12 protein-coding genes are annotated in these 18733 nt (G+C 31.3%); 6 read left to right on the top strand and 6 right to left on the bottom strand.

Features of this window, described 5'->3' with window-relative positions; translation table 11 throughout:
- Positions 1 to 7 precede the first annotated feature (7 nt).
- The 3 genes from hblD (at position 8) to B5P40_RS16005 (ending at position 5523) form a co-directional block, all read left to right on the top strand.
- Complete coding sequence (hblD, locus tag B5P40_RS16015) at positions 8 to 1237, top strand: hemolysin BL lytic component L1 (protein ID WP_142396323.1); 1230 nt, start codon at positions 8 to 10, stop codon at positions 1235 to 1237.
- 31 nt (positions 1238 to 1268) lie between these two features.
- Complete coding sequence (gene hblA, locus B5P40_RS16010) at positions 1269 to 2402, top strand: hemolysin BL binding component B (RefSeq protein WP_002016983.1); 1134 nt, start codon at positions 1269 to 1271, stop codon at positions 2400 to 2402.
- A 511-nt stretch (positions 2403 to 2913) separates the two neighbouring features.
- Positions 2914 to 5523, top strand: a complete 2610-nt coding sequence (locus tag B5P40_RS16005; RefSeq protein WP_113709445.1) for a putative mucin/carbohydrate-binding domain-containing protein — start codon at positions 2914 to 2916, stop codon at positions 5521 to 5523.
- A 681-nt stretch (positions 5524 to 6204) separates the two neighbouring features.
- On the opposite strand, the gene B5P40_RS16000 is transcribed toward B5P40_RS16005, so the two are convergent.
- Positions 6205 to 6459 carry a DUF5065 family protein gene (locus B5P40_RS16000; RefSeq protein WP_078177185.1) on the bottom strand — a complete coding sequence of 85 codons (255 nt, stop codon included), beginning with the start codon at positions 6457 to 6459 and terminating at the stop codon, positions 6205 to 6207.
- A gap of 523 nt (positions 6460 to 6982) precedes the next feature.
- On the opposite strand from B5P40_RS16000, the gene B5P40_RS15995 reads away from it, so the two are divergent.
- Together B5P40_RS15995 and B5P40_RS15990 are read left to right on the top strand one after the other, a co-directional pair.
- The gene (locus B5P40_RS15995) at positions 6983 to 8182 is read left to right on the top strand and encodes an NAD(P)/FAD-dependent oxidoreductase (RefSeq protein ID WP_113709444.1); all 1200 of its coding nucleotides are present in this window, start codon (positions 6983 to 6985) and stop codon (positions 8180 to 8182) included.
- A 66-nt stretch (positions 8183 to 8248) separates the two neighbouring features.
- A complete protein-coding gene (locus tag B5P40_RS15990; RefSeq protein WP_113709443.1) occupies positions 8249 to 9685 on the top strand; it encodes an MBL fold metallo-hydrolase in 1437 nt (478 codons plus the stop codon).
- 503 nt (positions 9686 to 10188) lie between these two features.
- Here the strand turns inward: B5P40_RS15990 and B5P40_RS15985 are convergent.
- From B5P40_RS15985 to B5P40_RS15965, 5 genes are all read right to left on the bottom strand, one after another.
- Positions 10189 to 11316, bottom strand: coding sequence for a Ger(x)C family spore germination protein (locus B5P40_RS15985; RefSeq protein ID WP_113709442.1), 1128 nt, complete (start codon positions 11314 to 11316; stop codon positions 10189 to 10191).
- Positions 11313 to 12416 carry a GerAB/ArcD/ProY family transporter gene (locus tag B5P40_RS15980; RefSeq protein ID WP_002109990.1) on the bottom strand — a complete coding sequence of 368 codons (1104 nt, stop codon included), beginning with the start codon at positions 12414 to 12416 and terminating at the stop codon, positions 11313 to 11315. Before B5P40_RS15980 ends, B5P40_RS15985 begins: the two co-directional genes overlap by 4 nt.
- On the bottom strand, positions 12403 to 13911 hold the full coding sequence (locus B5P40_RS15975) for a spore germination protein (RefSeq protein ID WP_113709441.1): 1509 nt from the start codon (positions 13909 to 13911) through the stop codon (positions 12403 to 12405). Before B5P40_RS15975 ends, B5P40_RS15980 begins: the two co-directional genes overlap by 14 nt.
- An 850-nt stretch (positions 13912 to 14761) precedes the next feature.
- Positions 14762 to 15805, bottom strand: coding sequence for a Fic family protein (locus tag B5P40_RS15970; RefSeq protein WP_002016992.1), 1044 nt, complete (start codon positions 15803 to 15805; stop codon positions 14762 to 14764).
- A 1688-nt stretch (positions 15806 to 17493) separates the two neighbouring features.
- Entirely contained in the window at positions 17494 to 17817 is a 324-nt protein-coding gene (locus tag B5P40_RS15965; RefSeq protein WP_002127477.1) for a hypothetical protein, read from the bottom strand.
- A gap of 516 nt (positions 17818 to 18333) precedes the next feature.
- Here B5P40_RS15965 and B5P40_RS15960 point away from each other — a divergent pair.
- Positions 18334 to 18570, top strand: a complete 237-nt coding sequence (locus B5P40_RS15960; protein ID WP_113709440.1) for an ArsR/SmtB family transcription factor — start codon at positions 18334 to 18336, stop codon at positions 18568 to 18570.
- The last annotated feature ends 163 nt before the right edge of the window (positions 18571 to 18733 follow it).

The following is an 18733-nucleotide window of genomic DNA, read 5'->3' as shown; positions in this document are numbered from 1 at the left end:
GAATCAAATAATGAAATTTCCATTTAAGGTCATAACTTTGGCCACTTTAGCAACGGTTATAACTGCTACGAATGGTAGTACTATTCACGCACTTGCACAAGAACAGACAGCACAAGAACAGAAAATAGAAAATTATGCGTTAGGACCTGAAGGGTTAAAGAAAGTGTTGGCTGAAACAGGCTCTCATATTCTTGTAATGGATTTGTACGCAAAAACAATGATTAAGCAACCGAATGTAAATTTATCCAACATTGATTTAGGTTCAGGAGGGGGAGAATTAATCAAAAACATTCACCTGAATCAGGAACTGTCACGAATCAATGCAAATTACTGGCTAGATACAGCGAAGCCAAACATTCAAAAGACAGCACGTAATATTGTAAATTATGATGAACAATTTCAAAATTATTACGACACACTAGTAGATACTGTAAAAAAGAAAGATAAGGCGGGCCTCAAAGAAGGAATAGGGGATTTAATCGGTACAATTCATACAAATTCAAATGAAGTTACGGAAGTTATTAAGATGTTAGAAGCTTTCAAAACAAAGTTGTATACAAATACTGTAGATTTTAAAAATAATGTTGGAGGTCCAGATGGACAAGGGGGATTAACGGCTATATTAGCGGGAAAACAAGCACTATTCCCACAACTTCAGGCCGAAATTGAGAATTTACGTTCTACGCAGAAAGCACATTTTGATAATGTATTAGCCTGGTCAATTGGTGGCGGATTAGGAGCAGCTATTTTAGTTATTGGAACGATTGCAGGAGCGGTAGTAATTGTTGTGACCGGTGGCACAGCGACACCAGCTGTTGTTGGTGGTCTAACAGCTCTAGGGGCAGCTGGTATCGGTTTAGGAACAGCAGCTGGTGTTGAGGCATCTAATCATATGAACTCCTATAATGAAATTTCGAATAAAATTGGAGAATTAAGTATGAAAGCTGATTTAGCTAACCAAGCAGTTATTTCACTTACTAATACAAAAGACACTTTAACATATTTGTATCAAACAGTTGATCAAGCAATTATGTCTCTAACAAGTATTCAGCAACAATGGAATACGATGGGAGCGAATTATAAAGATCTATATGATAATATCGACCAAATGCAAGAACATAAACTTTCTTTAATACCTGATGATTTAAAGGCTGCAAAACAAAGTTGGAATGATATTCATAAGGATGCAGAATTCATTTCAAAAGACATTGCTTTTAAACAAGAAAAAACAAATTAAAAATCAATATATATGTATAGGAGGAATTAAAATGAATAAAAACTTTCCTTATAAACTACTTGCTGTATCGACGTTTTTAACTCTGACAACAACTACTGTAGTTTCTCCAGTGGCAGCCTTCGCAAGTGAAAGTAAAATGGAACAAACTAGTACCGAAGATATATCTCTTTCTGTAAACAGCGAAAAGATGAAAAAAGCTTTGCAAGATGCTGGGGTATTTGCAAAATCCATGAATGATTACTCTTATTTGTTAATTAAAAACCCAGATGTTAACTTTGAAGGCATTGACATTAAAGGATATACAAATCTACCTAGTCAAATTCTACAAGATCAAAAGAATGCAAGAGAGCATGCTACGAAATGGGATTCACACATAAAAAAACAACTTTTAGATACACTGACGGGGATTGTAGAGTATGATACTAAATTCGACAATTATTATGACACATTAGTAGAAGCGATTAATGAAGGGGATGCAGACACATTAAAAGAAGGCATGACAGATTTACAAGGTGAGATTAAACAAAATCAAGCATATACACAGAATTTAATACAAGAACTAGCTAAGTTAAGAGATAGTATTGGAGAAGATGTCCGAGCATTTGCAGGTCATAAAGATATTTTGCATTCGATTCTGAAAAACCAAGCATCTGGAATTGATGAAGATGAAAAGCGCCTAAATGAAGTTTTAGAGCAAGTAAGACATTTTAAACAAGTAGAATCAGATGGAATAATAACTGTATCAATTCCCTCAATTCCTACGTGGATTGCTGGTGGTGTAATGATAGGGGTAGCAAGAAATAATTTAGGTACGTTAGAGCCGTTGTTGGCACAATTACGTCAGACTATAGATTATAAAGTAACATTAAATCGTGTAGTTGGTGTTGCGTATAATAATATTAATGAAATGCACAATGCGATTGGATCGGCTATTAATGCACTTACCTATATGTCTGCACAATGGCATGATTTAGATTCTCAATATTCGGGAGTGCTTAGTCATATTGATAAAGCATCCCAAAAAGCGGATCAAAATAAATTCAAATTCCTAAAACCTAATTTGAATGCAGCGAAAGATAGTTGGAAAACATTGAGAGCGGATGCGTTTACATTAAAAGAAGGGATAAAAACATTAAAAATGGATCCTGTTTCTTCAAAAAAATAGCGGAATACAGTATTTGTTGCAAGGGCATTTATACAGTTATAAAATGATTTTTTGTTCTTTATAAATTGAAAAGACGGAGGTATCATCAGGCCTCTGTCTTTTATTTTATTGAAATATTTTTATAATTCCATCCTATATGTAGAAAGTAGTTATACAAGTTTGAATTTTTAAGGTGAATGATTTTTATGAATTTTTCCGCAAAACCTAATCTATGATTAGTGAGCTTTATATTCTTATTTTCCTAATTGAATACTTTTATACAATTAGATGGAAGTTAACAATACTAAATCAAAACATAATAGGTTGTTATTGATGAGTTTATCGCAAAGTTGTTATTTTATGTGTCATCAAATAACATTTATAAACAATTAGAAAAAAAGAAAAGGAGATTATTATGAGAAAAAATAGAGTATTAGATACAACATAAATAGCGTAAATGATTTTCGGTGTAAAAACATAATAAATAAAATAATAATCCTTACATGCACTAAGGAAAAATGAGGGAGATAATATGGGGAATAATTCAAAATATAAAACTAGAAAAATACTTGCAGCTACTGCTACAGTAACTATGCTTGCGACTGGAATGATTTCTTCACCGGATGTCTTTGCAGAGGAAATGCAGCAGCAAAAAAAATTATCAACATCACTGCAAGAAGAAAAGTCAGTTAAATTAGAAAATAGAACATATACAGTCCCAGGAAAAGGGGATGTTGAGGTACTAAAACAACAGGAAAGAAAAAGTATGGCATTTAGTCCATATGAACCCACTGGTTTATATGCAAAGCCAAATGAACAAATAACGATTAATGTAGAAGGAAATCAAAATATTCAAGCATACATTGGAACGTATTCGTATGATGCTTCTTGGAGAGAAGATTCTAAAATAAAATCATTTACATTAAAACCTGGTATAAACACAATCCAATCTCCAAATGGGGGGATGGTTTATTTTTATAATAAACAACAAGGTGGTACCATTCGAACAACAGTCACAACAGGTGGAACGACTACTCCTTTTTTTGAACTAGGAAAGCATACGAAACAAGATTTAATAAACATGCTGGACCAATATCCCAATGCACATGCAGTGGAGTTAAAAGGAGAACGTGTATTAATTACGGCTAGCCCTGCACGTATTAAGAAATATTTGTTAGGTTCTAATACAGATCCTGTACAACTCTTAAAAAAGATGGATGAAGCTACTCGAATTCAAGACAAAGTAGCTGGTTTATCCGAGGAACAAGTAGATAAACATTATATTCATTACGTAGAAGAAAATCATTCTCCCGATTATTATATGTATGCAACTTCTTATCGAACCGCATATGTAGGAGATGCAATCCAATACGTGTTAGATATTAATAAATTTGTAAAAGATGGCTGGGGTCCTTGGCATGAGGCAGGGCATTTGAGACAGCAATCACCTTGGAAGTTTTATAATATGACAGAAGTACAAAATAATATTTACAGCCTTTCTGTAGAAAAAGCATTTACATCTAATCAATCTTTTAGATTGCAACAGGAGGGCGCTTATACTAAGGCATTTCAATACTTAGAACAACCTAATAAAAATTATGACGAAGTTAGTGATGTTTTTGTTAAGCTTGTTATGCTTTGGCAACTACAGTTAGCATATGGAGAGGACTTCTATCCTAAATTGCATCAATTGTATAGAGACATGTCTTCAAGTGAACTTCCACAAACTGATGAAAATAAAAAACAATTATTTATGATTTCGGCATCAAAAGTAGCCAAACAAAATTTGATACCTTTCTTTGAGAAGTGGGGATTACGTCCAAATAACGATACCATTCAAAAAGTGGCTGCATTAGGGTATCCAACTTTAACAGCAGAGATTTGGAAGGGGACGGATTCTAATCCAATTAAACCAGATATACCTAATGTAAATAATATTTTAGAAGGAACCAAGTTTGCATGGTCATTAAAAGGGATTAGTGATTTCGAATTTGCTAAAATCAATTTCAATAAGTCGACAGAAGAAGTGCATATTGACTTAAAAGCAGGCGTACCGCATCATTATTTTAATGAAACATATGCGAGTATTAAAGTGCAAAATGCATCAGGAAAAGTAGTATACAATAAAGACATTTATGGAAACAAGCAACAAAATGCTGAATCGCAAAAAGTTCCAGTCAAAGTAGGAGATTATATTGAGTTAACACATCTAGAAGGTGTGCATAGAGCTACTTTCACAAATGTAGACAACAGTAAACAAGAAAGCTTTGGAAAAAAAGCAATGTATGAAGTCACAAAAGAAGGCTTGAAGAAAGTAGAAAAAATGCCAGAAGCAACAATTTTAGACGGAAATCAATTTGCATGGTCACTAAAAGGAATTAGTGATTTCGAGTTTGCTAAAATCAATTTCAATAAGTCGACAGAAGAAATGCAAGTTGACTTAAAAACAGGCGTACCACATCATTATTTTAATGAAACATATGCGAGTATTAAAGTACAAAATGCATCAGGGAAAGTAGTATACAAGAAAGACATTTATGGAAACAAACAACAAAATGCTGAATTGCAAAAAGTTCCAGCTAAAGTAGGAGATTATATTGAGTTAACACATTTAGAAGGTGTGCATAGAGCTACTTTCACAAATGTAGACAACAGTAAACAAGAGAGCTTTGGAAAAAAAGCAATGTACGAAGTTACAAAAGAAGGTCTGAAGAAAGTAGAAAAAATGCCAGAAGCAACGGTTTTAGACGGAAATCAATTTGGTTGGTCTTTAAAGGGATATAGTGATAGAGAAGTCGCAAAAGTAGATTATAATAGGGCAACAGAGAAAATGCAGGTGAATTTAGAAGCAGGCGTACCACATTCTTATTTTAATAATACGTATGCAAGTATCAAAGTACAGAATTCATCCGGTAGTGTTGTGTCCAATAAGGAAATAGTGGGAAATAGACAGCAAACTGCTGAAAGACAAACTGTGCCAGTCAAAGTGGGAGATTATATCGAGTTTACCCATATAGAAGGGGAAGCAGTAAAAGAAAAGACACGGGCTACACTTATTAACCTTGAGAATAATAAACAAGAATATATAGGTAAAAAAAGAACCTATCAAGTTACTTCTACGGGATTAAACAAAATAGATTAACATGAAGAACATTCAAATTATTAGTAAGATGCCAAATAGTCGTTCATTATGAACGGCTATTTGGCTTTTATTTATATAAAAGTGAAATATAATCCAATGTTTAATGATTTATCAGAAGTAAAAAGGTAGGTATTATATAAAAGAAAATGAATAATTTATGCAGAGCTTGTATATGGTATTATTATTTAACTATTCTAAAATCAATTGATAAAAACGCTGGAATGTTTTTTAGAAAACAACTGACTCCATAGGTGGAATTTGGAAGATTAATTCTATTTTGGAGTTTATTTTTATAAGGAAATTCACATACGTGGATTAGTATTAAGATTCAAAATGTAAAATATCTAAAGACCTAAGTACAAGCACACATTTTAAATAAAAAAAGTGAGAAGAATGAATAACATTCTTCTCACTTTTAGCAATTAGGGTCGGCATATACATAAATATGCGTTTGGGTGGAATTTTGGATGAAAAATCCACATGCATAGTATACCAAAATATTTAAGGCTCTTCGTATGCAATATTGCATACGAAGAGTAGGTGGATATAATAGTTAACTTACTTCTATTAAAAGTAAAATGTGTTTATATTAAAAAAGTTAAAATCCAATTGAAGCTGGTTAAGATCTTAATTCTTCATAGCTACCTAATTAATCAATTCTAGCTACTGAGTAGGAAAGAGTTAATTAATTTGAAAATGATTTGAGTAGGTAAATTCTCCGTTATACTTAATTACTGCAATATATGTCCCTTTAGTATATACATTTGTAATTGGTGTTCTCCAAATTTCTAACCCTTTAGGCGTAGTAATAAATTCCGGTTCAATTGTAATAAAGCGTTGTAAAGTACCGTCAGGGTGAACCTTGAAAATCTTCATTTTGGCACCAAAATGCGCTCTACCAAAACGTTGAGTTAAGTAGAAAGTATCTCCTGTTATGAGGTGTTCAATATTCCAGTCGGGTTGGTATGTACTATTTTCAGCTCCCTATAAATCAAAGGCTACGGGAAATATGGTAATAGCAATTCTCACATTATTGAGGGACTGGAAAAACAACAAAGACGTTCTCAAATGCATGTATAGATATTTATAACAAAGATTCAAAAAAGAATAGGTAATATAGCTATTGGAATAAGATTGTTTTTGTCTATCTCCTGAAAAGGAGGATGGACAAACCATACCAAAGAAACTTGCATTTCATTATTTATAGAAGTGTAATGTCATTAAAGTGAGATAGGATACAGGCTAATATTGAGAAATGTAAAGTTTGTAGAGTTTGAAACAAATTAAAGAAGTAACATAAGGGATTTACGCATATAGTAATATCGACGGATAAAGTTAACGGAATATTCGTTTTAATAAGAAAAAATAATAGTATTTTTATCTTATAATATTGTTACTACGATGAAATAAGGCTAATAATTAGTTAACTTAAAAATTAAATTCAGATAGGAAGAGGATAATGAAGACCAGAGATAATTATAAAATTATTGTGATTGGCGCTGGGACTGCAGGACTATCTTCTACTGCACATTTGTTACGAAATGTATCCCTATTGAAAGAAAGTATAGCTATTATCGATTCATCTAAAAAACATTACTTCCAACCACTATGGAGTTTAGTTGGGGGAGGAATTGTTTCAAAGGAATGTACGATGCGTGATCAAGAATCACTTATTCCAAAAGGAGCAACGTGGATTCCTAAAAGTGTTGTTAAGTTGTTTCCAGATCAAAATAAGATACTTTTAGATGATGGAATGCTACTTGAATATGAGATTCTTATTGTAGCAGCCGGTATACAAATAAATTGGGGTGGTATTAAAGGCTTAAAGGAGTCTATTGGGACTAATGGGGTTTGTAGCAATTATTCTTATAAATATGTTGATTCTACTTGGAGAGAAATTGAAAAATTCAAAGGAGGAAATGCGATTTTTACCCACCCCAACACTTCTATTAAATGTGGTGGCGCCCCACAAAAAATTATGTATTTAGCAGAAGAGTATTTTTGTAATGGCGGTTTGAAAAACAGAAGTGAAGTAATGTTTTATTCTGCGAACGCTAACATATTTCAGGTACCGCGTTATGCTGAAACATTAGAACAAGTACTAGAAAGAAAGCAAATTATAACGAACTATAATAAAAACTTAGTAGAAATTATCGCTGAAAAGAGAGAAGCAATTTTTGAAGATACGCAAACACTGAAACGAGAAACAGTACCATATAGTATGATACATGTTGTTCCACCAATGGGGCCACCTAACTTTATTAAAGAAAGTGAGATAAGTGATCATCAGGGGTGGGTAGATATAAGTCCTTATACTTTGCAGCATGTAAAATATAAGAATATTTTTGGACTTGGAGATTGTACCAATTTACCTACATCTAAAACTGGAGCGGCAATTCGAAAACAAATACCTGTCTTAAAACAAAATATTTTGGACGTACTTAATGGAAGAGACTTGCAGGCAAATTATGATGGGTATACATCCTGTCCGATTGTTACAGGATATAAAAGTCTTATACTCGCTGAATTTAACTATGAACATGAGCCTCAAGAAACGTTTCCGTTTAATCAAGCGAAAGAACGGTATAGTATGTTTTTACTTAAAAGGTATATGTTGCCCTATATGTATTGGAATTTGATGTTGAAAGGGATTCTATAAGGAAAGATAGAGAGTTGTTGTAACAACCGAGAAGTAATTTGAAATAAGCATTTGGAGGGAATAGCTATGCTTTTAAAATATTTTTATGATGAAAAATTAGCTCATGCTTCCTATTTAGTTGGTTGTCAGAAGGAAGGCGTAGCAATTATTATTGATCCCAGCCGCTATATAGAACAATATATAGAATTTGCTAAGAAAGAGGGAATGGAAGTAATTGCTGCGGCTGAGACTCATATTCATGCAGATTTTCTATCTGGGTCTAGAGAACTTTCCCTTCTTTTTAATGCAAATTTATATGTATCAGATGAAGGAGATAGTGATTGGAAATATCAAAATCTTAACGAGGGCCGATACAATTTGGTTAGAGAGGGAACAGAGTTTAAGGTTGGTCATATAAAATTCAATGTCATTCATACCCCAGGGCATACGCCTGAAAGTATTTCCTTTTTAGTAACCGATACAAGTCAAAATAATTATATGAATGATAAACCGATAGGAATATTCACAGGTGATTTTATATTTGTAGGAGATATAGGTAGACCCGATTTATTAGAAATTGCTGTTGGTATTAAAGATACCGCAAAAATAGGAGCGAAACAATTATTTGATTCTATACAAAAAATAAAAATACTCCCCGATTATTTGCAAATATGGCCAACACATGGTGCAGGAAGTGCATGTGGAAAAGCATTAGGAGCAATTCCAACTTCCACATTAGGTTATGAAAAGATGTTTAATTGGGCGTTTCAATGTAATGATGAAGATAATTTTATATCGAATTTATTGACGGGACAGCCAGAGCCTCCAAAGTATTTTCCATTAATGAAGCATTTAAATAAGTATGGTCCACCAACTCGTAAGAAGAGAGAGATTACTGCTATTTATATAATAGAAGAACTTCAAGAAGTGATGAGAGGTGTTCAGCAAATAGTTGATATAAGGGATGTAGAGTGTTTTGCTGCTGGCCACATCGAGAAGTCAATTAACATACCTTATAACAATTCTTTCACAACTTGGTGTGGGGGGATATTAGATTATAAAAAAGAAACTTTAATAATTTTAGATGCGGAAAATGTTAAAGTGGAGGAAGTTATTAGAGACTTTGAGTCCATTGGCTTAGATAATATTATTGCTTTTGCACCTTCAAAGGTAATTCAAAGATTCCATAGTTTAGAGATTTATAAGGAAAAAACATCAAATGAATTATATCCGTTAATAAAAGATGGAAGTGTAAAGGTTATCGATGTGCGTAGTAAAAAAGAGTGGGATGAAGGACATCTTCATGATGCAATACATATCACTTTAGGTAATCTACTTGAACGGCTAGATGATGTACCGAAAAATTGTCCAATAGTTTTACAATGTCGAACGGGGTTACGTTCCGCTATAGCAGCTAGCATTTTACAAAAAGCTGATATAAAGAAAGTAGTTAATTTAAAGGGGGGATTTCTTACGTGGAAAAAAGAAGGGCTCCCCTATACAACATGTAATCAAGAAATTTGAAATATATCAAAAGAGTCAAATGGAAAGAAAATAGAATCATTTGAAATAATCCTAAGGGGATAAATAATAAAATTCAATTGCTATCAGTATGGGATATATAAACTAAAAATGATTTATTAAAGCCGCATTAAACGATAAAATTAAGCACAAATATGCTGATGTGTATCAATTCTATCAAAGTACATAAAACTAAGACTAAGATATTCGAACGAACTCAAAAAGCCGAAACCCCTTAACTTAGGAATTTCGGCTTTGATAATGGTATCTGGCATGTTTACTGCAATAGAGTTATAAGTTCTTAAATTCCTTAAATTAGAAACTTGTACTTGATTACCGTAGTTAAATTGTTGCCCTTTTAAAAGAACTGGTTAGAGAAAAAAGAAAAATCTATTGGTTAGCATTTAACCGAAAGATTTTTCTTTGAATTAGCGTCTTTTACATCATAATTATTGAGGAAGGGAAATTCGACTGAGAAATGCTGTCAAATAAAAGAATAGGCTAATCTAATTTCTAATGGTCCCAGTATCTTTTATTTTGACGTGTGTTTTTACAGTTATTTTAGCCTCTGATAACGCTTGCAACCAATCTCCTTTTAGTTTTTTCCACTCGTTATATTGAAAAGCTCTAGCATATAACGATAATCCGATAGGATCAATTTTATTCTTTTGTAATTCATACAACATATTTTGTAATTTCTTATTAATTTCTTTTTGAACCTCATTTTCTAAATTATGTATGTTTTTTTTATTATCATAATGCTCCTTAATTAAATGTACGTTAGTTTTTTCTATTACAGCTACATTAGCGTTTATATCGAAATTAAATACAAACTTTCCTTTTTGAAAATTAACATCTATTTTCCTAGTCGCATTCTGTACCAAGATAGAAGTGTTTGGTTTTTTGTTGGATTTTTTAGGAGGAAGCACAAGGTGTAGTATCATCCGACCTTTATTTTTGGGCTTATTTATAAGATTGAAGAATTTAACATCTTTTTTAGGGATACGAGTTAAAAATTTTCCTTGTCGATCTAAAAGTGCAATTCCTATCGTGTCAATTTCATTCTTTGTTTTTTTGATAACTGGAACAGCTTGTGTCATTCCTTCTTCATTTTTTTCTCTCATTAATTGTTGAATAGTGGAAGAAACGGATTGATTATTTTGAATGGAGGATTCGATTACACTACTTATATAAGATGGTAGTGATGGTTTATCGGGCTTATTAATTGTGAAAATTTCTTCTACAGGTCCATCAACAAGTACTACTTTAGCATTAATGGTAGCGTAAGGATCACGGTAAGAAGAATCAAGCTCCTGCATCCAATTTGCTTCTTGGGCCAATTTTTTCCCAATTAAAATGATTTCAGCTTTGGAGGCTGTCATATAGCCCGTTAACTTCGTATCTATCTTACTGAATCCATTATATACAGTTGATGCCTGAGTCCAGTTCTCTATAGTACTTTTTTGCTGTCTATGATGAAAGAGTGGTATGCTTGTGCCCACCTTTACGTCTCCATTAGAGTTTCTATCCAAGGCAATTAAAAGGATTAATGAAACCTTCTCAAGAGGAATTCTCTGACTACAACCAATTAAACATACACAACAGATTACAATCCATATCCATTTTCGAATCAAAGCTGTTTCCTCCTAGTAAACCAAGTAAAAAGAATGCTGTAAGCGAAAAAAAAGATTGGTAATAGAATAAAGAAAATGATATTTAAGATATCCATAAGAGAATATATAAATAAATATTGATCCACATCGGGATTTAGAAAAACGAATAAGCCGACTATTAATAGCATAAAACCAACTAGCACCCAATTGCGAACGGTTTTTTGAAATAAAATGGTTACAGATTCGAAACTGAAAAATAAATACGGATATATTGTAGTGGAAAATACAATCAAATAGTAAGCGATATATATAATTTCTAATCGTTCTACGAAAGAAAAACGAACCCCTTTTAACAGATGAAATACTGGCCAAATTACGTCTTTTATCCCCTCCGGACTAAAGTATATATAAGAAAGAATAGTCACATATATATAGAAAAACATGGTTCCAGTATTCGCTATTAGTATTCCTTTTATGGCTTTTTGTTTTTTTTGTAAGAACGGATAAATAAAATATGCAATTTCTAAGCCTGCATAAGGAGTAATGGTTTCTTTTGTTGCCTTTACAATAGGGTATATGCCATCTTTAAAAATAGGTAGTAGATGTAAAGGATTGTAGTTACTTTTTAATGAAAAAAGAAGAAATAGTGGCATCCAAGTAGTGAAGAAGAAAACAAGCATAGAATAACTAGTAAGAGCCCTTAACCCACTCAGGGCTAAAATGATAAAAGGCAATAGTAATAATATGGCGATTTGATAAGCAGGAGTGGAAGGGAATATCCACACTTTTACAATATCAGTTGCCTTTAATAAAGTATTAAAACCAGCAAAAAATAGATAAAAGGCATATAAAAGAAGAAAAATTGTCCCTAGCCATTTACCAAAGTATGTATTTAAGATCTGAGAGAAATTTTTGTTAGGATTTTTTTGTAACATTAATATAATAATTACGCCAATTATAGAAGTAATTATCCATCCCAGAATGATAGAAATCCAGCCGTCTGTACCAGCGGTAGTGGCAAGAGGGCTTGGCATAATTAACATACCTGATGCAAGTTGCAGTGAATGAATGAAAACAATATATTCGAATAAGGTTATGCTTTGGAATTTAAGATTTCCCATGCGAACCACCTTCTTTTTTCTTTTTTTGTTTCGGCTGTCCTGTACTCGAGCGGGTGGTGATCATAGAAATAGGAAATCTTACAAAAGAATCTTTTAACTCTTGGAGACGAAATGGTGCAATTGGCAATCCATATGGTGAACCATAGGAAGTTAGTGAAACAAAATGAGCAAATAAGAGCATTAATCCACTAACAATACCTACAATCCCATAAAAATAGGCCAATAACATCATTGGAAAACGAATAAGCCGAATACAACTTGATAAATCATAATTAGAAACAATAAATGATGCAATGGCGGTAATAGATACGATAATAACCATAACGTTACTCACAAGACCAGCTTGAACAGCCGCCTGCCCAATTACAATCCCTCCAACAATTCCAATTGTTTGTCCAATTGGTTGTGGTAAGCGAATACCAGCTTCACGTAGCATTTCTAGTGTGATTTCCATTATAAAAGCTTCCAATAAAGGAGAGAAAGGGACTTTAACTCTTGACGTTGCAATAGAAGTGTATAGATCTAAAGGAATGATTTCAAAGTGAAAAGAGACTATAGCAATATAAATTGCGGGTAAAAAAATAGCTATAATAAATCCTGCAAATCGTAATAAGCGAAAAAATGATGCAATGAGCCAATGTATATTATAATCATCTGGAGTCTGAAAAAATCCAATTAAATTCATTGGGACAATCATCGCACCAGGAGATCTATCAATTAACACTGCTACTTTTCCATCAAGTATATGATTAGAAATGGCATCTGGGCGTTCACTTAAATAAGCCTGTGGAAAAGGAGTCCAATTTTGATCCTTTGTAAAATTAGATAGTTCTCCAATGCTCAATACCGCATCCGTTTTAATTTTACAGATTCTAGTTTCTATTTCTTGGACCACATCTTCGTTTGCTACATCCCCTAAGTAAATTAAATAGACTAAAGAAGTGGCGCGTTCTCCAATTGTCAATTTTTTAATTTTCAATTCAGTAGAAGGAATATATCGACGAATTAAGCCTATGTTTTTTGTAGCATTCTCAATAAACCCATCATGTGAGCCTTTAATAGTAACTTCTGAAATGGGTTCTTGAATCGCTCTCTCTGCCCAGCCTTTTGTATTTATTAGAAGGGACCTCTTTTCTCCTTCCATAAACAGTACACATTGTCCCTCAAGTAATCCTTCTTTAATTTCATTCCACGTATATACTATTTTGGTATGAGTAGCAATAATATTAGAATTAAATATTTGACTGTCTTCATTCACTTCTTGTAATAATGGTGTAACAACATTTCCTTTTAATGCAACACCATCTGTAAGGCCTTCAAAATAATATAGTAAAATATTCGTGTTTGTTTTTAATTGCAAAGGATGTTCAATCAAATCTGCACTAATATCAAAGATGTTATCTAATGTATTTTTAAGTTCTTTTAAGTTACTTGTTTGGATTTTTTCAATGGTTTTATCTGTCTTTGTTTCTAGGGTCTTTTCATTTAAGGACAAAATTGACACCTCTTTAATATATAACGATTAGTTGTAGTTATTATTTTTATATGTTTGAATTTTATTCACTAATTTAAACGGATTGAGATCAAGAATAACTAAAATTGAAGTACTATATTATAAATTCAATAATTGAGAGTAAAAAAGTAGATGTAATTTGTGTAGAAATCTAAGTATCAAGATAGAAGTGAAATTTGAATGATTATAATAAAAAAGAACCCTTGATAGGTTCTTTTTAATAGTTGGTAAATATGTTGTCAACAATAGATGGCGATAAAGGTAGTAATTTAGATGTCTTTATGTTACTCAGCTGAATTTTGTAGGAAGAATTATTTTTTCATACCTCAATGCTCAATAAAAAAGGACATTTCATTTATTTGGGTGTTTTAGTGTATTTGAATTTTGCACGCTAACAAATTTTGTTTAGGGACAAAATGTGAAGTTTTATTCTGAAATAACAGAAAGTTAATGCGGCAAAATTCCTATTGGTAATTTGGATAGGTATCAAATATTTCTTTGGCCTTATTTTCTTGATATGACCGTACGTTTATATGTTTCTAAGGGAAAGAAATATTTTCATTTTTATTACCATCTATTGTTTGATTAAGATGGTAACACGAAAATGAAACGTTTACAACCAGAAAATAAAGAAAAAATATTAAAATGCGACTTTTTTCGACAAATATTCCTATAAACCGTTTTGTGTTTTGTAGGAATTAGAAATAACTAAATTAGTAATAATAGCTTAATATATTAAAGTGAAATTCAATGAATAAGAGTCCAAAGGCATGAATTTAAATGATAAAGTTATAATTTTCTTTTTTGAACTGTAAGTGTTTTACAAGTATAGTTAAACTTTAATCCAACTAGCATTTCTTCCTTTTGTCACTAGCTTAATATGGCCAAACAATTGCAAGGAATTTAAAGCCTTACTGATTGTACTCTCTGCTATGTCTGGATATGTGTTACGAATACACTCCTTAGTAAAGGGTTGTTTTTGTTTAAGGATAAAATCCTGAATTCTCTCCACTTTAGTATGCTTACATATAGAATCTAGAACTGTATTATGAAGATCTTTGTACGCCTCTAATATAATAGTTAAAAACGTTTTTAACCAAAAGCTACTATTATGTTCCTCGCAGTACCAATTTACCGAAGATTTATAAATCGAATTGTAATATTCAGATTCATTTTTCTTAATGTATTTATCCAGACATACATATTTTACAAATGTATTTCCACTCTTAATTAATAGCAATTGCATTAACATAAGTGCCAATCTGCCGTTACCCTGATTAAAAGGGACTATGCAATAAAAATTAAATATAAAACGAGCTATTAATAAAAGTGAATGATGGCCCTTACTAGAATTTAATGAGTTATATTGATCACATAATTGTTCCATTACTTGTGGAATAAGCTCATGTGGAAGAATGCGGTAACTATTTAAGTGCATTCCGTTTTCAGGAATACCTGGAATAGTAAACGGTTTTTCGCGCCATTTGGCACTGTCAGAGGTAATGTAATGTATTAATTGAAAATGTAATTCCTGTATAGTCTCTGGATTGATTAATAAATCACAGGAATTCTTATGTACAAAAGTAAGTGTTTGATAAAAACAAAAGATAGCATCTTCCGAAATATTTTGAGGTACTATATCATCTAAAATAAGTTCTTTTAATCTTTTATTTGGGACTTTTATATCTTCATAGGTAGTAGTAAAGTTTTTTATGTAATGAAGTGGTATGGTTTTTTCTAAGCTAGTAAATATATCAGGATTTTGTTCCTGATAAGCAGCTAATTTTCCTTTTAATTCACTAATTTCACTGATTATATTTAATAGTCTCCTTTTTAATTCAATATTTTTATACTTGTCATCGAAAAAATTTCTCATTTTTATTCCCCCTGTAACCCCTTAACATGCTGTTACATAAATCTTTCCATTCTAAAGATAGTTTACAACATTATTTTGAAATAACAATATATTTATTTTGATTTTGAACTTATTTTAGAATCAAAATTGTTATTTAAATTTGATTAACGAGTTAGAACTTATGATTAATCATGTTTGAATAAAGAATGAATATATACAGATAGAAAATATAGTTTGACTTAAATTCCTTTTTATGAATTTACGAGATGAAAATATAATTTTAGAATTATTATTAGTGTAGTTTGCTGTATTATTGCTGGGAATTTACTAGAAAGTAACTAATTTTCACAAATAAAATAAAGAAATCTTAAAGAGGAATCAATAGGATCTAATTTGAATAGGCATAATCCTAACATTAAATGTGCAAATGTACAATAATTAAATGAAAAAAATATGAAAATATCGACTTTTTTCGACAAAATAAATTAAATAGAAAAACAATCTAATGTAAGAAAATTGTTGCTTTAGATGGTCTCTGCATTTCATAAATTAATATTGAAGGAATTATCAAATGATTTTTACGAGTAATAAAAGAGTAGATATATAAATTAAATTGTGACAATTATAAAGTTAGTATTCTCCATTTTCATTATTTAATTTAACAAATTTAATAATAGTAAGGTAACTTTTCTATATTTAATATAAGTATTTGATGGGGTATGCTCATAAAAAGTGTCATTTTCTATATATCCATGTAGCATTTAGCGCTTGTATTGCGAAATATTTTGACATAAGTTAATTTAAATATTAGGTACAGAAACATTTTAAGGAAAAGAGTCAGTATAAAAGTACCCTGAAAAACGTTTCACCCTAAAAACGTTTTTCCTCAAGAGATTTTCAGGAGCACTAAAGTTTTTTAATTTGTTTCTGTGCCTTATTAGATAAAAATAATATAATAAGTTGTTTAGAAAAGGTGAAAAATCCCCCCATTATAAAATAAATTCATATCACTTAACGTCCGTATGTTCTAGTTAAAGTAGGAATTTAAAGAAAAGGAAAGGGCTAGCTCTAGTTATAATTAGTGCAATAAATAGGGGGCTACTCAAATTTTTTTGTTTGATTTGGTAGGAGTAATATTTACGTTTGTTGGACTAGGTGTATTAAAGTGTATACCCTTTTTGATTCAACCGATGAGGCGCTAATCAAGGATTTAATCATCTAGAATTTAAAAAGGTTAAATGTGGAACTGAATTTTCTGCTAAATTAGTAGAGACTAAAACAATCCCCTTAAATTGAACTATTCACTACTTAACGTCCTGATAGATTGTTTGAAGTGTTAGTAGGCAAATCTAAAAATAAAAAAGGATATTCTACTCTTCTTTTATGTATATAAAACAAAGTGTAAGGTAAGTTCCAGATCCAAAGTGTTTTATTTAATATTCATTCAATCTCATGCGTACTACTTTTATTTTCTTAAGAGCATGTATTTGCGTGGATGCTCTTAAGAGAATAAAATGCCTAAAAAAATAAGTATAAGCATACATTTTAAAAATTGATATATCGTATATTATAAAAAACTCCTTGTTCTTCAAATAACGAACAATACAATGTGAATGAAACTCTCAGAAGAATTTACATATAGAATTCACCTTAACTCAAAAAAACACATTTTATGCAAAATTATATTTGCTGCTATAGAAGGGTGGGGGTTAACATGACCAAAACTTGGTGTAGGTTCGTATTCCTTGTAAAATAAGTGATTCTTTACTGTTTTCTCTAGTTGTATCTATTAATGATTCATCAGGTTTCCTTCCAGTGGAAGGGACATAAGTTGTTACTACCCTTGGAAATATATTAATAAACACCCATTCAAATTTGTCGATATTTCTATTTCCAAATTCTAATGTTTCAATTGGCTTAATTGTATTTTCTCTATCAAAAAATTTTATTATGTAAAACCTTTTTGAGAGGTCACTACTATGTTCAATAGTCCAAATTAAATTTTCCATTTTCTTGATTTGCAACAAGTCCATTTCCGAAAATCCTTTCATACATAAATATAGCGAATGTTCCTATTCTATACTATATATTTTGAAATTTAAATAGTTATCTTATACGATGAGATAAAAAGAAGTTAATACTCTAAAATTTATCTTAGAAAAGGACACACCTACGCATACATATGCTATAGGTGTGTCCTTTTTTAGTTGTTTATAAGTTTCCTACAGAGTTATTGAAGTAAAGTTTCAACAGTGTCTCCATAGTGAAGTGAGATTCACTATATAAGATTCATTTAAACCGTATATTAAGTTCATGTGAATCGTATATTGGAATTTTACAATATGTGTGTAAGGCGTTTCTGGAATTATATTATTTTGAAAATATAAACTTCAATATACCAAAAAGTAAGAATATTAAACCGTAATAATTTTAGAATATACTTCTAATTAAAAGACGTGCGGAAATGCACGGATAATAAAGGAGAATTTCTTATGACAATGTATAAAAGTGAAATGAAAAAGAGTGTAATAACTGAATAGGATGTAGATATGTTAAAAATAATGGCACATCCAATTCGATTGCAAATTATAAACGAGTTAATTCAGTATAAAAAATGTAATGTTACACAATTGACGGAGCTTTTAAAAATTCCACAATCTACTGTTTCCCAACATTTATCGAAAATGAGAGGCAAGGTGCTAAAGGCTGAAAGAAAAGGCTTAGAGATGTACAATTATATTACTAATTTAAAGGCGAGTCAGATGGTAGGGATTTTAGGTTTGTAAATAAACAAAACTTCACACATATCATTATAAGTAAAGCACAGAATAATCCCCCCACAAATAAGTGGGGGATTTCTTTTATGACAAAATATCAGTTTTTTTGAGGAGTGTCACGATAGTCACCATGTTCTAATGTGTTAGTATATGAAAAATTTTGAAAGTGCTA

The organism is Bacillus sp. SRB_8, from assembly GCF_003264205.1.
Classification (GTDB): Bacteria; Bacillota; Bacilli; order Bacillales; family Bacillaceae_G; genus Bacillus_A; species Bacillus_A mycoides.
The sequence above is the reverse complement of the archived record's forward strand: the minus strand, read 5'-3'. Positions and strand labels throughout refer to the sequence as shown.